The 18,887-nt window shown below is 70.7% G+C and carries 22 protein-coding genes; 19 read left to right on the top strand and 3 right to left on the bottom strand.

The window, feature by feature from the left end; translation table 11 throughout:
* Positions 1-160 precede the first annotated feature (160 nt).
* Together ABD205_RS20485 and ABD205_RS20480 are read left to right on the top strand one after the other, a co-directional pair.
* Positions 161-400 carry a hypothetical protein gene (locus tag ABD205_RS20485; RefSeq protein ID WP_344048100.1) on the top strand — a complete coding sequence of 80 codons (240 nt, stop codon included), beginning with the start codon at positions 161-163 and terminating at the stop codon, positions 398-400.
* 211 nt (positions 401-611) lie between these two features.
* Positions 612-1,064 (top strand): hypothetical protein, encoded by a 453-nt coding sequence (locus tag ABD205_RS20480; protein ID WP_344048098.1) that lies wholly within the window; start codon positions 612-614, stop codon positions 1,062-1,064.
* Positions 1,065-1,255: 191 nt separating this feature from the next.
* Here the strand turns inward: ABD205_RS20480 and ABD205_RS20475 are convergent, their stop codons facing one another.
* A complete protein-coding gene (locus tag ABD205_RS20475; protein ID WP_344048096.1) occupies positions 1,256-1,696 on the bottom strand; it encodes an SRPBCC family protein in 441 nt (146 codons plus the stop codon).
* Between the two features lie 251 nt (positions 1,697-1,947).
* Here ABD205_RS20475 and ABD205_RS20470 point away from each other — a divergent pair, with 251 nt between their 5' ends.
* Both ABD205_RS20470 and ABD205_RS20465 read left to right on the top strand, forming a co-directional pair.
* Complete coding sequence (locus ABD205_RS20470; protein WP_344048094.1) at positions 1,948-3,324, top strand: alpha/beta hydrolase; 1,377 nt, start codon at positions 1,948-1,950, stop codon at positions 3,322-3,324.
* Positions 3,321-3,527 carry a hypothetical protein gene (locus ABD205_RS20465; RefSeq protein ID WP_344048092.1) on the top strand — a complete coding sequence of 69 codons (207 nt, stop codon included), beginning with the start codon at positions 3,321-3,323 and terminating at the stop codon, positions 3,525-3,527. Before ABD205_RS20470 ends, ABD205_RS20465 begins: the two co-directional genes overlap by 4 nt.
* 49 nt (positions 3,528-3,576) lie before the next feature.
* Here ABD205_RS20465 and ABD205_RS20460 read toward each other — a convergent pair whose 3' ends face one another.
* Positions 3,577-3,855 (bottom strand): winged helix-turn-helix transcriptional regulator, encoded by a 279-nt coding sequence (locus tag ABD205_RS20460; RefSeq protein WP_344048090.1) that lies wholly within the window; start codon positions 3,853-3,855, stop codon positions 3,577-3,579.
* Between the two features lie 131 nt (positions 3,856-3,986).
* Between ABD205_RS20460 and ABD205_RS20455 the strand changes: the two genes are divergently transcribed.
* The 6 genes from ABD205_RS20455 (at position 3,987) to ABD205_RS20430 (ending at position 9,978) form a co-directional block, all read left to right on the top strand.
* The gene (locus tag ABD205_RS20455) at positions 3,987-4,523 is read left to right on the top strand and encodes a carboxymuconolactone decarboxylase family protein (protein WP_344048088.1); all 537 of its coding nucleotides are present in this window, start codon (positions 3,987-3,989) and stop codon (positions 4,521-4,523) included.
* Positions 4,524-4,669: 146 nt separating this feature from the next.
* On the top strand, positions 4,670-5,767 hold the full coding sequence (bioB, locus tag ABD205_RS20450) for a biotin synthase BioB (protein ID WP_344048086.1): 1,098 nt from the start codon (positions 4,670-4,672) through the stop codon (positions 5,765-5,767).
* Complete coding sequence (locus ABD205_RS20445) at positions 5,764-7,047, top strand: adenosylmethionine--8-amino-7-oxononanoate transaminase (RefSeq protein ID WP_344048085.1); 1,284 nt, start codon at positions 5,764-5,766, stop codon at positions 7,045-7,047. The genes bioB and ABD205_RS20445 overlap by 4 nt, the downstream gene beginning before the upstream one ends.
* Positions 7,048-7,049: 2 nt before the next feature.
* Complete coding sequence (locus ABD205_RS20440; RefSeq protein WP_344048083.1) at positions 7,050-8,180, top strand: 8-amino-7-oxononanoate synthase; 1,131 nt, start codon at positions 7,050-7,052, stop codon at positions 8,178-8,180.
* Entirely contained in the window at positions 8,177-8,899 is a 723-nt protein-coding gene (gene bioD / locus ABD205_RS20435) for a dethiobiotin synthase (RefSeq protein WP_344048081.1), read from the top strand. Before ABD205_RS20440 ends, bioD begins: the two co-directional genes overlap by 4 nt.
* 239 nt (positions 8,900-9,138) lie before the next feature.
* Positions 9,139-9,978, top strand: coding sequence for an alpha/beta fold hydrolase (locus ABD205_RS20430; RefSeq protein ID WP_344048079.1), 840 nt, complete (start codon positions 9,139-9,141; stop codon positions 9,976-9,978).
* Between the two features lie 116 nt (positions 9,979-10,094).
* On the opposite strand, the gene ABD205_RS20425 is transcribed toward ABD205_RS20430, so the two are convergent.
* Positions 10,095-11,420 (bottom strand): ferredoxin reductase family protein, encoded by a 1,326-nt coding sequence (locus ABD205_RS20425; RefSeq protein WP_344048077.1) that lies wholly within the window; start codon positions 11,418-11,420, stop codon positions 10,095-10,097.
* A 350-nt stretch (positions 11,421-11,770) separates the two neighbouring features.
* Between ABD205_RS20425 and ABD205_RS20420 the strand changes: the two genes are divergently transcribed.
* The 9 genes from ABD205_RS20420 to ABD205_RS20380 are packed head-to-tail and all read left to right on the top strand — an operon-like array spanning position 11,771 to position 18,782.
* Positions 11,771-12,904, top strand: coding sequence for a 4Fe-4S dicluster domain-containing protein (locus ABD205_RS20420; protein ID WP_344048075.1), 1,134 nt, complete (start codon positions 11,771-11,773; stop codon positions 12,902-12,904).
* Between the two features lie 2 nt (positions 12,905-12,906).
* The gene (locus ABD205_RS20415; RefSeq protein WP_344048073.1) at positions 12,907-13,365 is read left to right on the top strand and encodes a Crp/Fnr family transcriptional regulator; all 459 of its coding nucleotides are present in this window, start codon (positions 12,907-12,909) and stop codon (positions 13,363-13,365) included.
* Positions 13,362-14,189 (top strand): FAD/NAD(P)-binding protein, encoded by an 828-nt coding sequence (locus tag ABD205_RS20410; RefSeq protein WP_344048071.1) that lies wholly within the window; start codon positions 13,362-13,364, stop codon positions 14,187-14,189. The genes ABD205_RS20415 and ABD205_RS20410 overlap by 4 nt, the downstream gene beginning before the upstream one ends.
* Before the next feature lies 1 nt (position 14,190).
* Positions 14,191-15,018: an NADH-quinone oxidoreductase subunit B family protein gene (locus tag ABD205_RS20405; RefSeq protein ID WP_344048069.1), complete on the top strand. Its 828-nt coding sequence runs from the start codon at positions 14,191-14,193 to the stop codon at positions 15,016-15,018.
* Positions 15,015-16,328 (top strand): Ni/Fe hydrogenase subunit alpha, encoded by a 1,314-nt coding sequence (locus tag ABD205_RS20400; RefSeq protein ID WP_344048068.1) that lies wholly within the window; start codon positions 15,015-15,017, stop codon positions 16,326-16,328. Before ABD205_RS20405 ends, ABD205_RS20400 begins: the two co-directional genes overlap by 4 nt.
* Positions 16,247-16,852, top strand: a complete 606-nt coding sequence (locus ABD205_RS20395) for a hydrogenase maturation protease (protein WP_344048067.1) — start codon at positions 16,247-16,249, stop codon at positions 16,850-16,852. Before ABD205_RS20400 ends, ABD205_RS20395 begins: the two co-directional genes overlap by 82 nt.
* On the top strand, positions 16,839-17,063 hold the full coding sequence (locus ABD205_RS20390; protein ID WP_344048065.1) for a HypC/HybG/HupF family hydrogenase formation chaperone: 225 nt from the start codon (positions 16,839-16,841) through the stop codon (positions 17,061-17,063). The genes ABD205_RS20395 and ABD205_RS20390 overlap by 14 nt, the downstream gene beginning before the upstream one ends.
* Positions 17,063-18,010, top strand: coding sequence for a DMT family transporter (locus ABD205_RS20385; protein WP_344048063.1), 948 nt, complete (start codon positions 17,063-17,065; stop codon positions 18,008-18,010). The genes ABD205_RS20390 and ABD205_RS20385 overlap by 1 nt, the downstream gene beginning before the upstream one ends.
* 1 nt (position 18,011) lies before the next feature.
* Positions 18,012-18,782, top strand: a complete 771-nt coding sequence (locus ABD205_RS20380; RefSeq protein ID WP_344048061.1) for a DUF6390 family protein — start codon at positions 18,012-18,014, stop codon at positions 18,780-18,782.
* Positions 18,783-18,887 lie beyond the last annotated feature (105 nt).

Here is an 18,887-nt window from a genome sequence, read left to right as displayed (position 1 = left end):
ACCGGTTGACAGAGCCGGAAGACAAATCTTGCCCCGGAAAAGAGTCCGGTGGCCTGTCATCCCAGGCGGCCGCTCGTGCGACAACTCTGCAAGGCCGGCCTCGAGATCTCGGGAATCCCAGGAATCGCACCCATCCGGGTGCTTGAGCAAAGGACCCATCATGATCACTCGTACGCTTCGCCGCGCCCTCACGACGCTCGCCGCCCTCACCGTTCTCGCGCTGCCCGCCCTGTGCGGTGCGGCCGGTGCCACGACGCCCGACCCGGACCGTCCGACACCGCCGCAGGTGAGCAGCACCGGCCAGGAACCGGTCTTCGACGACGGCACGTGGACGATCGAGACGATGCTCGCCGTACGCCACGCCCAACTGACGCCCACGTGGTGGGAGGCTCTCTTCTGACAACCCCTATCGGACGCGGCGGAAAGACGCACCTTCGGACCGAGCGGGTCCCGGCAGATTCCGGTATGTCGGTGAGGACGGTGCTGTCACCCTCCCGCAGGAGTTCTAGTGGAGAGTTCCGTACGCGGGCCGGAGCACGTTCGGGCATGATCCGCCTGTGCACGATGAGTCACTCCCCACCGCACGCACCGCGCCGCGAGTCGATCGTCTGATGCTGGTCAGCCTGGTCGTCGTCGGTGCGATGTGGCTTCTACTGCTCGCGGCACCGTGGGGCATCGATGACTTCGAGGGGCTGGCGTTCTTCGTCATCGTCGCCACGTACGTCGTCGCTGGCGGCCTGGCCATGGGCGCTCTCTACGCCCGCGACGAGGTCACCATGAGGCAAGAGATCCTGACCTTGTTGACGCTATGGCTCGTAGCAGTCGCCCTCTGGACAGGCATCTTCCTCAACCTAGGAGTCAAGGCCGAACACGACCCGGATACCGCGTATCTGGTCAACGGAGTGTCCTGGACCGACAGCATCTACTTTGCACTGTGGATCGCCACCCCGTGCTTCATCGTGTGGCAAGTTCCTGCGCTGGTGAGCAGGATCGTGTGGCGCCGTGTGCCATCACGACTGAAGCGCGTTGCTCGCAACGCCAGCCCTGGTGTTCGCGGGACCTGACGGGACAGCGTGCTGGAACCATCGCTCATCGGCAGATCCGCTCGGGTCGCGGCAGATGAGTGCGTTCTATGAGACCGTCGCCAGCTCGCAGAGGAGGCGTCCAACTCGCCGCGGGCAGGCGCGGGAAGTGGCCCGGACCCTGAGGTACTGAGCCTGGCTCGACCGCGACTCTCAGAAGGGCGCGCCGGCGCTCAGCGCCGTCCGGACTCGACGTACTGCTTGAGGCCCACCCAGTTGCGACGCTCCCACCGCGGACCGATGAGGGCGAGCACCGGCGACATCACCTTCATGGGTCCGACCAGACCCATGTCCCAGTCCCATCGCAGTCGTGTCCCGCCATCTGTTTCCTCGAAGGTCAGGGTGCCCTCGACCTCCATGTACGAGGAGCGAACGACGTTGTGAAGCCGATGCGGTCTTTCGTACTCGAGGACCTCGAGGGTCATCTCGCCCTTCGAGCCCATGCCCTTGGGCTTGGCTACGAAGCGTGAACCCCTGCCGACCGGTCCCTCGCCCAGCTTTTCGGCATGAACGATCCGGGGGTTGTACCTCGGCTCGTTCCGCTCGTCAGCGACCAGGTCGAACACCTCCTCGACCGGCGCATCGATCGTGACCTCCCCAGAAATGTGTGTCATCGCGATGCTCCGTCCCGTCGACTGGCCCGTTTGACACGACCATCCCACGCGGCACAGGTGCCGCCGAACAGTCCTTCTCGGGAACGACCTCAACTCGACAGATCCGCGCTCCGGTCGAGGCAGGTGCGGATGGCCGCTACGCGCCATTCGCTGCGATCAACTAGCGGCATGATCGGGCTTTCCTGTGACAGTGTTCGCCCTCGTGAGCACTGTTCTCGGGGCAGGTTCCAGGAGTTGACGGGGGTTCGATCTTGACCATCCCGCTGGGGTACGTGGCGTCGACGGCGTTGCTGGCCGGGGGCACCTTCTTCGCCGTTGTCGCGCCGCGCCGGCCCCGGCGGCTGGGGCGCATGAGCTTCTGGTTCGGCCTGACCCTCAACGAGGTGCCGTTCCTGGGCCTCTACATGTTGGTGGGCTCCACCGCGCTGGCTGCGGCCCAGGGCGATCTGGAGTCACCGGGCGCCAAGGCGACGGCCGCAGTGGGTGCCGTCACCGCCGCCGGGCTGGCCGTGTCCGCCTGGCGGGGCGTGCGGACAGACCAGGTGGTCGGGCAGGCGCTCGAGCAGGGGCTGGGGGCCGACTGGCGGGAGCATGTCCACGTGGCGCTGCGCCGCCGTCGACCGTGGGCACGCATCCTGCTGCTCCCCGGCCTCATGCGGCGCCGTGACGTGGAGCGGATCCCCAACCTCCGCTACGGCGATGCCGGGCGCCGCAACCTGCTCGACGTCTACCGCCGCCGCGACGCACCGCAGGGCGGGCCGGTCCTCATCTACTTCCACGGCGGCAGCTACACCAGCGGAGCGAAGAACCGCGAGGCACGGCCCCTGCTGTACCAGCTCGCCAGCCAGGGATGGGTGTGCATCAGCGCCAACTACCGGCTGCGGCCCCAGACCTCTTTCCCCGGCCACCAGATCGACGCCAAGAAGGTCATCGCCTGGGCCCGCGAGCACGCCCCCGGCTATGGCGCCGATGCGTCGAGGCTGTTCGTGGCAGGCAGTTCCGCCGGCTCCAACCTGGCCGCCCTGTGTGCGCTCACCCCGAACGACGCGGCGTTCCAGCCCGGATTCGAGTCCGCCGACACCTCGGTCACCGCCGCGATCTGCCTGTACGGCTACTACGGCCACTACTTCGGCGAGACGCCCGACCAGGCGCCGTCACCGAATCAACCATGGGCCTACCTCCACCCCGGTGCGCCGCCATTCCTGATCGCACACGGCACCAAGGACGCCCTGGCGACCGTCGAGGCCGCCCGCAGCTTCGCCGACCGGCTGCGCCACACGTCCGCCAACGCCGTGGTCTACGCCGAACTACCCGGCGGGCAGCACTCCTTCGACCTCTTCCACTCCCCGCGATTCGAGGCGGTGGTGGACGGTGTCGAAGCCTTTGCCGCCTGGGTGCAGGCTGTTCCACAGCGCACTCCCGACTCACCCGCCACAGGGGTCCATCGTCCACCGGGACCCGTGGGCGGTGCTCGGCCCGTCCCGGGGGGGGCGAGCACCACATGGGATGACGGCCCTCGCCGCTCGCGACGAACGCACATCGACTGCCATAACGGGTGCTCGATTCGCGACACGAGAGTGCGCGTCCGAGCGCGCAGTGAACTGACCGATCTCGGTTCGCCCGAATGAGGCCCGTCTTCGAGGCGTTCTGGAATGACGGCGGCAGCTTCGAGTTCATCGCGCACCACCCGGGAACGGTGCCGTTCGCCGTGGTCGAACGTCTCCTCGCCGAGGCCAGGCGGAACCTCCAACGCCCGCTGAAGAGTCCTGAAGGCGGCCTCACTGCGGTCCGCTCATCGCCAGATCCGGTCGCGCCGGATCGCGGCGAGTGACGCAGGTCGTAGGGATGCGGCGGTCTGCTTGCGTGTGGTCGCAGCGCTCTTATGAGGTGACTGACTTGGGCTGCCATGTGCTGGCCCATCCGTCGAGCCGTCCCAGGTGCTCGATCAAGGCGACGCCTTGCTCCGTGAGTCGGTAGCCGTCGCCGGCGTGTTCGACGAGGTCGGCCTCTCCGAGCTCGCGGAGCCGGGTGGCCAAGATGCTGGAGGACGCGCGGTCGCATCGTTGCTGGAGTTCGCGGAAGGTGGGCCTGGAGTCGTCGCGCAGCTCCCAGAGAACGCGCAACGTCCAGCGCCTGCCGAGGAGGTCGAGCAGCGCCATGATCGGATGGCCACTCTCCGAGCCACGCACTCCTCGGCCCGGCAGGGGCGTACTTCTCGTCATGATGCTTCCCTTTCCGAAGCACTGAGTCTAGCCTGTCTTCTATGCCTCTGAAATCGAAGCAGCCGCGCATGACGCCCCTCAGCCCGCCGTACGACGAGGACGCGACCGCGGCGCTCGCACGCCTCGGGCCCCCGATCCAGCTGTTCCGGGTGTGGGCACGACGGCCCGCGCTCGCCCACGGCATCGCCGACTGGGGCCGGTACTACTTCTCGTCGCGCGCGGCGCTCACGCTGCGCCAGCGTGAGTTGGTGATCGACAGGACGACCGTCCTCTGCGGGGCCGACTACGAGTGGGGCGTGCACGTCGCCGCCTTTGCCGAGAAGGCGGGGCTCGATGCCGAGCAGCTCGCCTCGCTCGCGACCGGCGGCCCCGCGGACGAGTGCTGGGCTCCAGAGGACCGTGCCGTGATCGCGGCCGTGGACGAGCTCCACGCCACTTCCGACCTCTCCGACGACACCTGGTCGAACCTGGTGGCTGTCTGCGACGAGGACGCTGCTCTGGAAGTGGTGCTGATCTGCGGGTGGTATCACGCCATCTCATTCGCGGTCAGGGCACTACGACTGCCGCTCGAGGCCGGCACCTCGACCATCGCAGCGCCCTGGTGACGGCCGACACCGCGACACACGGTCGAGCATGGTCAAACGGGGCGAGCCGTCGGTCGATCCTCGAGACGCCTGTTGCCAGCGCGCATCGACATCCCTAACCTGAACGTCGTTCACCTGAACGGCGTTCAGCTCTTCTGAGGAGACCGATGACCGCGCACTTCGACGACCTGGCCGACCGCATCCTGAGCGGTGGGGCCGCGACCGAGCAGGACGCGCTGGCCGTCCTCCGAGCCGACGACGCCGAGCTCATGCACGTTGTTGCGGCGGCCGGCCGACTGCGCCGGGAGCACTTCGGCAACACCGTGAAGGTCAACTACCTGGTCAATCTGAAGTCCGGGTTGTGCCCGGAGAACTGCAACTACTGCAGCCAGGCGCTCGGCTCCAAGGCGCCGATCCTGAAGTACTCCTGGCTCTCGACCGACGATGCGCTCAAGCAGGCGGGCGCCGGCCTGCGCGGTGGCGCGACCCGGGTCTGCATGGTCTCTTCGGGGCGTGGCCCGTCCGACCGCGACATCGACAAGGTCGCCGCGATGACCGAGGCCCTCAAGGGCGAGCACCCCGACGTCGAGGTCTGTGCCTGCCTCGGTCTGCTCAAGGACGGACAGGCCGAGCGGCTCAAGGCGGCCGGTGTCGACGCCTACAACCACAACATCAACACCGCCGAGTCCCACCACGACAACATCGTCCAGACCCACACCTACGACGACCGGGTCGAGACGATCGGCAAGGCCAAGTCCGCGGGGCTCTCTCCGTGCTCGGGCCTGATCGCCGGCCTGGGCGAGAGTGACGAGCAGCTGGTCGAGGCGCTCTTCGCCCTCAAGGCCCTGGACGCGGACTCGATCCCGGTGAACTTCCTGATGCCCTTCGACGGGACGCCGTACGAGAACACCTGGGAGCTGACCCCGATCCGGGCCGTCAAGATCCTGGCGATGGCGCGGTTCGTCTGCCCCGACGCCGAGATCAGGATCGCCGGCGGCCGCGAGATGCACCTGCGCACCCTGCAGGCGCTCGGCCTCCAGGTCGCGAACTCGATCTTCCTCGGCGACTACCTCACCTCCGAGGGGCAGGACGCCCAGGCCGACATCGAGATGCTCCGCGACAGCGGCTTCGTGATCCTCGGCGCCGAGGACGCGCTGGACCCGGCAGCCGAGCCCGCCGAGACCCACGAACACGGGCACGAGGCCCACCATGACCTGGCGATCCGGCACCGCGGGGCAGGCACCGAGGCACCGGCGAACGCATGAGCGCTGCGCCACCGGCGGGCACCGCCGACGAGCTGCTCGCCTTCGACCGCGAGCACCTCTGGCACCCCTACACCTCGATGACCGACCCGGCACCGGTCCGGTTGGTGACCGGCGCGGACGGCGTACGACTGACCCTCGGCGACGGGTCGCAGGTGGTCGACGGGATGTCGTCGTGGTGGTCGGCGATCCACGGCTACCGGGTGCCCGAGCTCGACGCGGCGCTGGTCGAGCAGTCGCAGCAGATGAGCCACGTCATGTTCGGGGGGCTGACCCACGAGCCGGCGATCCGGTTGGCCGAGCGACTGGTCGCGATCACGCCGGAGCCGCTGCAGCACGTCTTCCTGGCCGACTCGGGCTCGGTCAGCGTCGAGGTCGCGATCAAGATGGTGCTGCAGCACCAGCGCGGCGTCGGTCGCCCCGAGCGGACCCGCCTGCTGACCGTGCGCGGCGGCTACCACGGCGACACCTTCGGCTGCATGAGCGTGTGCGACCCCGTCGGCGGCATGCACGCGATGTTCACCGGCGTGCTGACCCAGCAGGTCTTCGTCGACCGGCCGCCGGCACCCGGTGGCGACGTGGACGGATGGGCCGAGGGCGTACGCCGGGCCGCGACCGATCCGAGCCTGGCCGGGATCATCGTCGAGCCGCTGCTGCAGGGCGCCGGCGGCATGCACGTCTACGACGAGCGGTGCCTGCGGGTGCTGCGTGAGGTCGCCGACGAGCACGGCCTGGTGCTGGTCTTCGACGAGATCGCCACCGGTTTCGGCCGCACCGGCGACCTGTTCGTCAGCGAGCGCGTGGTCCCCGACATCCTGTGCCTGGGCAAGGCTCTGACCGGCGGCTACCTGACGCTTGCGGCCGTCCTGACCACCGGCGCGGTCGCCCGCGGCATCTCGGCCAGCGAGTCCGGCGTCCTCATGCACGGGCCCACGTTCATGGGCAACCCCCTGGCCTGCGCGATCGCGCTCGCCAGCCTCGACCTGCTCGAGAAGCGCGACTGGCAGGGCGACGTACGCCGCCTCAACGCTGCGCTGACCAGCGGGCTCGAGCCGCTGCGCACCGCTGCAGGCATCGTCGACGTGCGCACCCTCGGCGCGGTCGGCGTCGTCCAGCTCGACCACCCGGTCGACGTCCCCAAGGCCACGGATGCCGCCCTCGAAGAGGGTGTCTGGCTGCGCCCGTTCCGCGACCTGATCTACACGATGCCGCCGTATGCGACCGGCGATGCGGACGCCGCTCGGATCTGCCGGGCGATCGCACGAGCGGTCGAGGTGGCGTGACCATGTGGCCTGACTGGCTGGCCGAGCAGGCCGCGACCCGTGCGGCCGCCGGCCTGACCCGCGCACTGCACCCGCGGGGTCCCGACGACGCGATCACCGACCTGGCCGGCAACGACTACCTCGGGCTGAGCCGGCACCCCGACGTCCGTCACGCCGCCGCGGAGGCCGCCTTGGTCTGGGGCGGTGGAGCCGGCGCGTCCCGCCTCGTCACCGGGACGCTGACCCTGCACACCGAGCTCGAGCGCGAGCTCGCCGACTGGCTCGGCCAGCCGGCCGCGCTGCTCTTCTCCACCGGCTACCACGCCAATGTCTCCCTGGTCAGTGCGCTCGCCGACCGCGACGCCCACGTCATCTCCGACGCCCACATCCACGCCTCCCTCGTCGATGCCGTCCGGCTCTCCCGAGCACAGCTGACGGTGGTGCCGCACAACGACGTGGCGGCGGTCCGCGCTGCCCTGGCTTCGAACCCCGGCCGCCGCACCCTCGTGCTCGCCGAGTCGATCTACTCCGTCCTCGGCGACGAGGCACCGCTCGTCCCGCTGGCGCGGGCCTGCGCGGAGCACGGTGCCTGGCTCGTCGTCGACGAGGCCCACGGCCTCGGGGTCCACGGCGCCGGACTCGTCCACGCCCGTGGCCTCGCCAGCCATCCGAACGTCGTCGTGACCGCGACGCTGTCCAAGAGCCTCGGCAGCCAGGGCGGCGCGGTGCTCGGCCCGCCCGACCTCGTCGACCACCTGGTCAACCGCGCCCGCCCCTTCATCTTCGACACCGGCCTGGCCCCGGCCGCGACCGCGGCCGCCCTCGCCGCGGCGCGGATCGCCCGGGCACGCCCCGAGTTGGCGGCGACGATCCACACCCGCATCGCGGCGCTGGCCGAGCGGCTCGAGGTGCCTCGCCCGGCAGGTGCCGTTCTGTCCGTGCCGATGCCGTCCCCAGCCGTCGCCGTCGCCACGCAGGCCGAGGTCCTGGCCGAGGGCGTCCGCGTCGGTTGCTTCCGACCGCCGTCGGTCCCGGACGGCATCTCCCGGCTGCGGATCACCGCCAGCGGGGGAGTCGCCGACGATGACTGGGAACGCGCCACCAAGGTCCTCGACGCCGCGGTCCGCCGCGCCCGCGAGGCGGGGCGCCGATGAACAGCGGGGCTGGCAGGGCCGGCCAGGTCCTGATCGTCACCGGGACGACCACGGGCATCGGCAAGACCGTCGTGACGGCCGCCCTGGTCGCGCAGGCGCTCGGCCGCGGCGAGCGGGTGACCATGGTGAAGCCGACCCAGACCGGGGTCGCGGACGGCGACTCCGACGCGGACGAGGTGCACCGGCTGACCGGCGTCGAGACCCACGAGCTCACCCGCCTCGACGAGCCGCTCGCACCCGACACAGCGGCCCGCCGCGCCGGCGTCACGATTCCTCCCGTGGCGACGTACGCCGACCCGATCCGTGTCCTCACTCAGACGCACGACCTCGTCGTCGTCGAGGGAGCCGGCGGTCTGCTGGTCCGCCTCGACACCGACGGCGGGACGCTGCTCGACCTCGCCGACGCCCTCTGCGGACACGAGATCGACGTCGCGTTCGTGGTCGTGACGGCCCCCGGCCTCGGCACCCTGAACCACACCGAGCTCACCGTCAACGCCTTACGAGCCCGCGGCTTCGAGCCCGCCGGGCTCGTCGTCGGTGCCTGGCCGACCGATCCTGGAGTGGCCGAACGCTGCAACCGCGACGACCTGCCCCGGGTGACCGGTGTGCCGCTCCTCGGCGTCGCTCCCGAAGGTGTGGGCACCCTCGACCGGGCCGAGTTCCTCGCCATGCTCTCGGCACACGACGACCGGGATTGGTTCGCACCGACCGGGTCTTGACGGCCAGCCCCCGGGGCGATGCAGCGGGTGGGCGAGCAGTCAACGGCAGTCACAGCAGTCGCCAGCGCATCACGCATGGGGCCGATCGGAGTCTCCTCGTGGGGAACGGTCTTGGGGGCGCGTCGCGACTGCCGTTGCCCAAGGTCCCGAGAAATGAGGACTGCGGACCATGATCCTGGCGGCGATGTGCCTCGAGGATGAGATCAGCAGACGCACGGTGAACCAGGAGGTGGTCGGGCATGCGCTGGCGCACCATCACGGTCGCCGGTCGCCGCGCGAGCTACGGAGAGGCGACACCCGCCGCCACGTCGACCGAGGCCACGGTGGTGTTCCTCCACGGCTGGGCACTGTCCGACCACACCTACCGACGTAGCGTCGAGATGCTGGCGCACCGCGGCTACGAGGTGTTGACGCCCGCGCTCCCGGGATTCGGGGGCACCGCCGACCTGCCTCCTGCAGAGTTGTCCCTCGAGGGCTACGCGGCCTGGGTGGTCGCATTCCTCGACGTCGTCGGCGTGCAGGGACCCGTGACGCTGGTCGGCCATTCCTTCGGCGGCGCGGTCGCGATCAAGACGACCCACGACTTCGCTGACCGGGTGGGTCGCCTCGTCCTGGTGAACTCCATCGGGGGAGCCGTCTGGTCCAGCGAAGCCCGGGGCAGGCGTATCTCGCAGCGTCCCGTCGTGGACTGGGGCGTGCATCTGGGCACGGACCTGTTGTCGGTGCGCGGAGTCACCCGCGTCCTTCCCGTGATCGCCGCTGACGCGCTCAGGCACGCGTTGATGCGGCCCCGGACTGCCCTGCGGATCGGCCGACTCGCGATGCGTGCGGACCTCGCGCGCGAGCTCGAGCAGATCAAGCGGCGTCGCACGCCGGTCGCCGTGCTGTGGGGACGCGAGGACAGGGTGGTTCCCCGGGCCTGCAACGAGTCCCTCATCGAGGCACTCGGCCGGCCGCACGCCGTCACGGTCGAGGGCGATCACGGGTGGTTGATCGCGGACCCGGACCGATTCGTCGAGGTCCTCACCAACGTCCTCGGGCTCTTGGACGGTGACGGCGGAGACGGCAGAGCGGCATGACGTGTCCGATCCCGCACCCGCCCCGTCTTGCTGTCGACGTCGCGGACGCGCTGCGGCAGGTCGAACCCCGGGCATGAGTCGTCGGCGGAGACAACGTGGTCTCGCGGGCGTCGGCCTCAGCGCCAGTCGAAGTACTCACGGTGGATGTTGCGCGCCTTGACCCCTCCGGCCCGCATACCCCGCTGGAGGTCGCGCAGCATCGCCTCGGGCCCGCAGAGGAAGGCGGAGAGTCGCTGGGGTTCGGTCACGGCGTCCAGGATTCGCTGGGCGGTCAGGCGTCCGTCCACCGCGGAGTCGACCAGGTGCAGTCGGACCTGCTCGAACTCGGCGACCCCCGCGGCCAGCTCGCCCGCGAAGGCGGCGGGACTGCCGGTGTAGGCGTAGTAGAGGTCGACCTCGCCGTGCGGCGGACCGTCGTCGAGTGCGCGCACCCAGCTGAGGAAGGGCGCGACGCCGACGCCGCCCGCGATCCACACCTGCCGGTCGGTGCCCTTCGAGTGGTGGAAGCGTCCGTGCGGCCCGCCGATGACGGCGGGCATGCCCGGTTCGAGGAGCTCGGAGATCGAGCGGGTGTAGTCGCCGAGACCCTTGACGGTGAATCGCACGTGCTGCTCGTCCGGCGCGCTGGCGAGGGTGAACGGGTGTCGATGCCACCCGTCCTTGGCCTCGAGGTAGACGAGCGCGAACTGTCCGGGGACGAAGTTCATCGGCTTCCCCAGTGGACGGAGGCGGATCTCGACGAGGTCGTCGGCGACGCGTGTCACGGACTCGACCTCGTAGTCGTGCAGTGAACGCACGAACGGCGCCAACAGCTCCCGATAGACGTAGAACGCGAGCCCGAGGCCTCCCGCCACGACGTAGGACCCGCGCAGCACGGCGGACTTGGGGAACGGGGATCCGTCGAGGAGTCCGTGGAGGAAGGCGGCGGCCACCAGTACGCCGGTGAGCCGGTGCACCTGCCGCCAACGGTCGTAGCCACCGAACAAGCGGCGGACCTGCGCGATGACCGGCGCGTCCTTCAAGCTCGTGATCGGGCCACGAAGCGGACGAGGAACGACCGACTGCCAGCGCGGCAGGATCGCCCACAACGCGAGTGCGACGAGACCCCAGGCCGCGACCGCACCGAGCGTGCCGCCCCACCGGGAGTGGATGGGGCTCGACGCGAGGGGGATGTGGAGGGCCAGCAGGACGAGGCCGGTGATCGCCATCCGACGGTGCCAGATGGCAGCCCTGTCGATCCCGTCGAACCAGGTCTCGACCCACGGCAAGGAGCTGATCAGCACGAGCGCGGCCGACAGCAGGACGACCGACAGTGCACCGACGTACTGACCGACGTATGGACCGAGCGGTTCGCCCGCGGGCCGGAAGATGAGCCACAGCAGCGAGTACGCGACCAGCAACCCCCCGATCGCCGACGGCCCCGTGTAGCGCTGCGGGATCACGCCGCGCCCCCGTGCGGGCGCCGTGGATGACGTTCGTGCGACACGTCACACGCCCCCGCGCGACGTGGGGGACGGCCCGGTGGCGTCCCGTCCCGTGGGCGCGCGGTGTGCACCGGCCGCAGCGACCGTGCCGGCCGAGGTCAACCACGTGGCTCGAGCCTGCATCGCTCTCCTCCTCACACCGGACCACGTCAACCTCCTGCGCCGATCGGACGTGCGGATAGAGGCGAAGGTCACGGAGTTCGGTCCGGGCGGTCGGCCGTACCCAACCTCCGTCAGGACCCTGGCGGGCGCGCAGGGGATACACCAAGATGCTGTGTCAGACCGCACGTCGGCGTGGGGAGGCTCTGATGGAGACCCGGCTGATCGACCTTGCTGGACTGCAGGCACTGATCGACGTGCTCGACCGGCGCGGTTTCACGGTGCTGGGCCCGACGGTGCGCGACGGTGCGATCGTCAACGCGACCATCCGTCGGGTCGCGGACCTGCCGGTGGGCTGGGGAGACGACCAGGACGCCGCCCACTACCGACTCCGGCGCCGTGACGACGACGCGGTCTTCGGGTTCGCCTCGGGTGCGCAGTCGGCCAAGCCGGTGTTCTTCCCCACCGAGGAGGTGCTCTGGCGTGGGCGCCGCACTCCGGAGGGCTTCGACCTCGAGCCGTCCGACGCGGGCGCCGACGGACCCTACGCGCTGCTGGGCGTGCGCTCGTGCGACCTGCACGCGGTCGGCATCCACGACACCGTGCTGGGCGGGCGCGGCCACCAGGACGGTGCGTACGTCGCCCGACGCGAGGGTGCGTTCGTCGTCGCGGTGTCGTGTGGAGATCCCGGCGGAACCTGCTTCTGTGTGTCCATGGGCACCGGGCCGCGGCCCCAGGAGGGGCACGGTGCACCTTTCGACCTCTCGCTCACCGAGCTGACGGACGGCGCGGCCCACCGCTTCCTGGTGGAGGTCGGCAGCGACCGCGGTGCGGACGTCGTCGACGAGATCGGCGCCGGGCCAGCCGAGCCTTCGGACGTGACCGCGGCCGACCAGGTGGCCGCGAACGCCGCGGCCCGGATGGGCCGGAAGCTCGACACCGTGGGCCTCAAGGAGCTGCTCTACGCCAGCGCCGAGAGCCCGCTCTGGGACGACGTCGCGCAGCGGTGCCTGGCCTGCGGCAACTGCACCGCGGTGTGTCCGACCTGCTTCTGCACGAACGTCGAGGACGTCACGGACCTGAGCGGGGGCGAGTCCGACCGGACCCGGGTGTGGGACTCCTGCTTCAGCGCCGACTTCTCCCACCTGCACGGGGGCAACGTGCGGGAGTCCACCCGATCGCGATATCGGCAGTGGATGACGCACAAGCTGGGGTCCTGGATCGATCAGTTCGGCATGTCGGGCTGCGTGGGCTGCGGTCGCTGCATCACGTGGTGCCCGGCGGCGATCGACATCACCGAGGAGGCGGCCGCCCACCAGCGTGCCGCCAGGGGAGAGGGCTGACGGTGCCGACCATCGCGCAGGATCTCCCCGAGCACCCGTTCTTCGCCGGGCTCGACCCGGCGGCGCTCGAGCTGGTCGCGGGCTGCGCGACCAACGTGCACTTCCGGCCGGGCGAGTTCCTCTTCCACGAGGGCGAGCCGGCGGACACGTTCTACGTGCTGCGCCACGGCCGCGTCTCGGTCGGGCTGCGGACCCCGACCGACGACGTCGTCCTCGACACCGCGCAGGAGGGGGACGTCGTGGGGTGGTCGTGGCTGATCGCGCCGTACCGCTGGACGTTCGATGCCCGGGCCACCGACGACACCAGCGCGATCGCGTTCGACGGCGTCTGCCTGCGCGGCAAGTGCGAGGACGACGCCACCCTCGGCTACGCCTTGCTCCAGCGGGTGGTCCAGGTGATGTCGGCACGGCTGCACTCGGCCCGCGTCCGGCTGCTCGACCTCTACGGGAGCCACCCATGAGTGCGACGGACATGCTCCCGCGCGGTTTCAGGGTGATCGCGACACGCCGCGACACCCACGACACGCACAGCCTGGAGCTGGCCCCGCTGGACGGGGAGCCGCTCGACTTCGAGCCCGGCCAGTTCACGATGCTGCTCGCCTTCGGAGCGGGGGAGGTCCCGATCTCGATCAGCGGCGACCCGGCGCGGCCGGAGGTCCTGCACCAGACCATCCGCGACGTCGGCTCGGTCTCGCACGCCCTGGCCACGGCAGCGCCGGGAGCGGTGCTGGGCGTCCGCGGCGCCTTCGGCACCGGCTGGGAGGTCGAGCGGGGTCGGGGTGCCGACGTGGTGGTCGTCGCCGGCGGGATCGGGCTCGCGCCGCTTAGGCCGGCGATCCTCCGGATCGTCGCAGCCCGCGCGGAGTACGGCCGGGTGGTGCTGCTGTACGGCGCCCGCAACCCCGAGGAGATCCTGTACGCCGAGGAGCAGCGCACCTGGGCCGCGCGGCACGACATCGACGTCGAGGTGACCGTCGACAGTGGCCCCTACGGCTGGCGAGGGCGGGTCGGACTGGTCACGCAGCTGATCGAGCGGGCGGCCTTCGACGCCCAGCGGGCGCTCGCTCTGGTCTGCGGGCCCGAGGTGATGATGCGGCACTCCGCCCGGGCGCTGGTGGACCGCGGCATGGCTCCCGACCGCGTGCGGCTGTCGATGGAGCGCAACATGAAGTGCGGGATCGGGCTGTGCGGGCACTGCCAGCTCCGCGAGTTCTTCTGCTGCGTCGACGGACCGGTGCTGAGCTATGACCGGCTGGTCCCGCTACTGGCCCTGGCGGAGGTGTGAGATGACCGCGACCCCCGTCACGGCCCCGACCAGCCGCACCGGGCGCCCCAAGCTGGCGGTCTGGAAGTTCGCCTCCTGCGACGGCTGCCAGCTGACCGTGCTCAACTGTGAGGACGAGCTGATCCCGCTCGCCGGTGAGGTGGAGATCGCCTACTTCCCGGAGGCCACCCGCGCCGTGGTGGAGGGTCCGTACGACGTCTCCCTCGTCGAGGGGTCGGTGACCACGCCCGACGACCTCGAGCGGATCGTGCAGGTGCGCCAGGCCTCCCGCCGCCTGATCACGATCGGGGCGTGCGCGACGAGCGGCGGCATCCAGGCCCTGCGCAACTTCGCCGACGTCGCAGAGTTCCGCTCGGTCGTCTACGCCCATCCGGAGTACGTCGCGACGCTGGACCGGTCCACGCCGATCGCCGCGCACGTCCGGGTCGACTTCGAGCTGCGCGGCTGCCCGATCGACAAGCGCCAGCTCCTCGAGGTGCTCGCCGCTGAGATCCAGGGGCGCGCGCCACGGGTCCCGACGCACAGCGTCTGCGTGGAGTGCAAGCGACGCGGCAACGTCTGCGTGATGGTCGCGCACGGGACCCCCTGCCTGGGTCCGGTCACCCAAGCCGGCTGCGGAGCGCTGTGCCCGACCTTCTCGCGCGGCTGCTACGGCTGCTTCGGCCCCCAGGACACACCCAACACAACGTCCATCGCCCACCGGCTCGGCGAGGTCGGCATGAGCGAGCCCGAGGTGCTGCGGGTCTTCCGCACGTTCAACGCCGCCTCCGAGGCCTTCCTGCGCGAGAGCGAGCGTCACGAGGGTCGTCCCGGGACGGGGGAGCGATGACGCACCGGCACAAGGACGGCGGGCACGTCCTGCACGTCGGCACCTTGGCGCGGGTCGAGGGCGAGGGCGCCATGCACATCTCCTACCGCGCCGGAGAGGTCGCAGACGTCCAGCTTCGGATCTACGAGCCGCCACGCTTCTACGAGGCGTTCCTCCGCGGCCGCGCCCACACGGAGCCGCCGGACATCACCGCGCGGATCTGCGGCATCTGCCCGGTCGCCTACCAGACCAGCGCCTGCTGGGCGATCGAGGACGCGTGCGGCGTCGCCGTCACCGGGGAGATCCGGGCACTGCGTCGGCTGCTCTACTGCGGCGAGTGGATCGAGAGCCACGCGCTCCACGTCTACCTGCTGCACGCGCCGGACTTCCTCGGTTACGACGGAGCGGTCGAGCTGGCGGCGGACCATCCCGCGGTCGTCGAGCGGGGACTGCGGCTGAAGAAGGCCGGCAACCGGCTGATGGAGGTCGTGGGCGGCCGTTCGGTGCATCCGATCAACGTGCGGGTGGGCGGCTTCTACCGTTTTCCGAGCGCCGAGGAGCTGCGCGCGATCCGCCCCGATCTGGAGCGGGCGCTCGAGGACGCCCTCGAGACCGTGCGTCTGGTCGCGGGCTTCGACTTCCCCGACTTCGAGCAGCCCTACGAGTACCTCGCGCTCCGCCCGGAGGCCGGCTACCCGATCGAGGCGGGACGCGTGGTCTCGACGGGCGGGGCCGACTTCGAGGTCCGGGACTTCGCCACCCGGATCGAGGAGATGCACCTGCCGCACTCGAACGCGCTGCACTCCCGGCTCGACGGAGGCATCCGCGGCCCGTACGCCGTCGGTCCGCTGGCCCGCTACACGCTGAACTCCGATCGGCTCTCCCCGCTCGCGCATCAGGCCGCCTCGGAGGCCGGACTGGGCGACGGCTGCCGCAACCCGTTCCGCTCGATCATCGTGCGGGCGGTCGAGCTCGTGGAGGCGTGCCACGAGGCCCTGCGCATCGTCGACGGATGGACCGGGTCCGGCCCGGCCAGCGTCCCCGTGCCGCCGAGGGCCGGTGCCGGCTTCGGCGCGAGCGAGGCGCCGCGCGGGGTGCTCTTCCACCGCTACGCGATCGACGACACCGGGATCATCCGGGACGCCCAGATCGTGCCACCCACGTCGCAGAACCAGACCAGCATCGAGGCCGACCTGCGCGCCATGGTGGGTGCCTGGATCGACCTCGACGAGCACGCCCTGCAGCATCGGTGCGAACACGCGATCCGCAACTACGACCCCTGCATCTCCTGTGCGACGCACTTCCTCGACCTGACGGTGGAGCGGTCGTGAACCCCGCGGTGCGCACGGACCGGGCGGCACGGGGCCCGCTGGTGATCGGATTGGGCAGCCGCGACCGAGGAGATGACGCCGTCGGCCCAGCGGTCGCTCGCACAGTTGCGGCCGAGCATCCATCGATCGCGGTGGTCGAGCACGAGGACCCGACCGCGCTGCTCGACCTCTGGGCCGGTCACACGCCCGTGGTCGTGGTCGACGCGGCCTGCTCGGGTGCGCTCGCGGGGACCGTGCACCGGCTCGAGACGGGACGCACGGCGTCGCAGGTCGGCCTCGGCGCGTGGGCGCGCAGCGGGCACGGAAGCACCCACGCGATCGGGCTGGCCGAGGTCGTCGAGCTCGGCCGTGTGCTGGGCCGGCTCCCGGAGCGCCTGGTGGTCGTCGGCGTCGAGGCGGAGCGGTTCGACCACGGTGCACCGCTCTCGCCCGCCGTGGCAGCCGCCATCCCGGCAGCGGCGCGCTGCATCTGCGAGGCGCTGGGCACCACCCGAGGTGAGGAGACGAGCCGTGTGCCTCGGTGACATCGCTCAGGTGGTCGAGTTGGTCGACCAGCACACGGTGCGGGCCCGCGTCGGCGACCGTCTCGTGACGGTCTCCCTGATGACCCTCGATGCCCCGGTCGCCCTGGGCGAGTGGCTCCAGGTCCACAGCGGATTCGCGCTGGCGCGCCTCACCGAGGACGAGCGACGCGAGGCGGCCCGGATCAGGAACGCACCCCAGGAGGAACGCTGATGTCCAGACCGACGACCCGCCGCACGCCGGGCGCGACGCTGACCGGGGCGCGGCGAACCGGCATCCAGCTCGCACTCGCGACCGCGGTGATCAGCGGGTTCTCCGTCTTCTTCAACGCAGACGGCGTCCGCGCTTTCGGCGACGCGACGGCGTACACGACGGCGAAGAACGCGGTGGCTGCCATCGTCCTGCTGGCCGTGGTCGCGATCGGGTCGCGGGCGGGTGCGCGCCTGACCCTGCCGCGTACCGGCCGGGAGTGGGCGGCCCTGGCCGCGATAGGGCTGGTGGGCGGCAGCGTCCCGTTCGTGCTGTTCTTCGAGGGACTGGCCCGGGCGAGCTCACCGCAGGCGGCCTTTCTGCACAAGACGCTCCTGGTGTGGGTCGCTCTGCTGGCCGTGGTGTTCCTCGGGGAGCGGTTGAGCCTGTTCCACCTGCTCGCGATCGCCCTGTTGGTCATCGGGCAGATCGGGCTGGTCGGCGGCATCAGCAGCTTCGGTGGGGCGGAGGCGATGATCCTGGGCGCCACGGTGATGTGGGCCGTCGAGGTGGTCGTGGCCAAGTGGTTGCTGGCGGGGGTGTCCTCGTGGACGGTGGGCGTCGCCCGGATGGTTCTGGGATCGGTGGTCCTCATCGTCTGGGTCGGGGTGCGCGGGGACCTCGGGCTGCTCACGTCGATGACGGCCGAGCAGGCCGGATGGGTGCTGCTGACCGGGGTCCTGCTCGCGGCGTACGTCGCCACCTGGTTCGCGGCCCTGCAGCGCGCGCAGGCCGTGGACGTCACTGCGGTGCTGGTGCTCGCCGCCCCCGTGACGGCGGTGCTGAGCAACGTCACGGATGGCGTGCCGTTGCGCCCGCAGCTGGACTGGCTCATGGTCGTGCTCGCCGGTGGGGCCCTGGCGGTGTGGGCCGCCTGGCGCGCCCGGTCAGCACCTGTGGCGGTGTCGTGAGATGGAGGGCTTGGCCGGCGGTGCGCTGAGGTTCGCCCGGTACGCCTACCCGCCGAACGAGCTCGGCTACTGCGGTCCCGATGCCTCGGCGGAGCTCCTCGAGCGCGTCGCGGCCGGTGCCGCCGACGGGGACCTGCGACGCCTGTTGCGCGGGTTCGGCGGCGCCTGGCCCTACCTGGAGCTCATCGCGGCGGCCAACGGGATCGGTGACCCGCTCGATGACCGGGTGGTCGAGGCGTACTGGTTGGGCAACGAGCTGCTGGACCGGGTGAGCCCGCGGCTGATGGGCGCCTCCCTGGAGCGCCGGTTCCGAGGGCGGGCCGGCCGCATGTGGTCTGAGCTCGCGGCGCCGGTGACTGAGGGAGCAGTCCCGCACCACTCCTTCCACGTGTTCGGCGTCTACCCCTGGCTGGGGTTGCTCCGGGAGGGGCGGCTCGACGAGCCGCTCCGGGTGCTCGATCGATGTCGGATCCGGTGGGGGCAGGTGTGCTCGATCGCCGGGGGAGAGGTCGTCGTCCGGTCACGGCCGCTGACCTGGGACGGGCGCAGGCTGATGCTCGGCGAGCCTGTCGAGGAGCGGGTGCTCGCCAGCGTCGACGGCCGAGGGCTGGCTCGCGGCCTGCGGTGCGGCGCTTGGTGCGCGCTTCATTGGGACTGGATCTGCGAGGAGCTGGATCGCCGGTCCTTGGTCCGGCTGCAGCGATACACCCTGCGTCAGCTCGGAGTGGTCAACGGGATGCGCACCCCGGCACCCGCGTCGGTGCTCTCCTGACAGTCTTGAGAAAGTTTCCAGGTCGATGTCGAAGAGCCCGTCGGCCGTTCGACGTACGTGCGAGAAGCAACCGCCAGCAACCTTCAGGAGTGAGAAGAAGATGCC

Source organism: Nocardioides panacihumi (assembly GCF_039530925.1).
Taxonomy (GTDB): Bacteria; Actinomycetota; Actinomycetes; order Propionibacteriales; family Nocardioidaceae; genus Nocardioides; species Nocardioides panacihumi.
The sequence above is the reverse complement of the archived record's forward strand: the minus strand, read 5'-3'. Positions and strand labels throughout refer to the sequence as shown.

Coding starts and splice junctions, on each gene's coding strand:
- ABD205_RS20485 (WP_344048100.1), top strand. CDS start 161: ATGATCACTCGTACGCTTCGCCGCGCCCTCACGACGCTCGCCGCCCTC.
- ABD205_RS20480 (WP_344048098.1), top strand. CDS start 612: ATGCTGGTCAGCCTGGTCGTCGTCGGTGCGATGTGGCTTCTACTGCTC.
- ABD205_RS20475 (WP_344048096.1), bottom strand. CDS start 1,696: ATGACACACATTTCTGGGGAGGTCACGATCGATGCGCCGGTCGAGGAG.
- ABD205_RS20465 (WP_344048092.1), top strand. CDS start 3,321: ATGAGGCCCGTCTTCGAGGCGTTCTGGAATGACGGCGGCAGCTTCGAG.
- ABD205_RS20460 (WP_344048090.1), bottom strand. CDS start 3,855: ATGGCGCTGCTCGACCTCCTCGGCAGGCGCTGGACGTTGCGCGTTCTC.
- ABD205_RS20455 (WP_344048088.1), top strand. CDS start 3,987: ATGACGCCCCTCAGCCCGCCGTACGACGAGGACGCGACCGCGGCGCTC.
- bioB (WP_344048086.1), top strand. CDS start 4,670: ATGACCGCGCACTTCGACGACCTGGCCGACCGCATCCTGAGCGGTGGG.
- ABD205_RS20445 (WP_344048085.1), top strand. CDS start 5,764: ATGAGCGCTGCGCCACCGGCGGGCACCGCCGACGAGCTGCTCGCCTTC.
- ABD205_RS20440 (WP_344048083.1), top strand. CDS start 7,050: ATGTGGCCTGACTGGCTGGCCGAGCAGGCCGCGACCCGTGCGGCCGCC.
- bioD (WP_344048081.1), top strand. CDS start 8,177: ATGAACAGCGGGGCTGGCAGGGCCGGCCAGGTCCTGATCGTCACCGGG.
- ABD205_RS20430 (WP_344048079.1), top strand. CDS start 9,139: ATGCGCTGGCGCACCATCACGGTCGCCGGTCGCCGCGCGAGCTACGGA.
- ABD205_RS20420 (WP_344048075.1), top strand. CDS start 11,771: ATGGAGACCCGGCTGATCGACCTTGCTGGACTGCAGGCACTGATCGAC.
- ABD205_RS20410 (WP_344048071.1), top strand. CDS start 13,362: ATGAGTGCGACGGACATGCTCCCGCGCGGTTTCAGGGTGATCGCGACA.
- ABD205_RS20405 (WP_344048069.1), top strand. CDS start 14,191: ATGACCGCGACCCCCGTCACGGCCCCGACCAGCCGCACCGGGCGCCCC.
- ABD205_RS20400 (WP_344048068.1), top strand. CDS start 15,015: ATGACGCACCGGCACAAGGACGGCGGGCACGTCCTGCACGTCGGCACC.
- ABD205_RS20385 (WP_344048063.1), top strand. CDS start 17,063: ATGTCCAGACCGACGACCCGCCGCACGCCGGGCGCGACGCTGACCGGG.
- ABD205_RS20380 (WP_344048061.1), top strand. CDS start 18,012: ATGGAGGGCTTGGCCGGCGGTGCGCTGAGGTTCGCCCGGTACGCCTAC.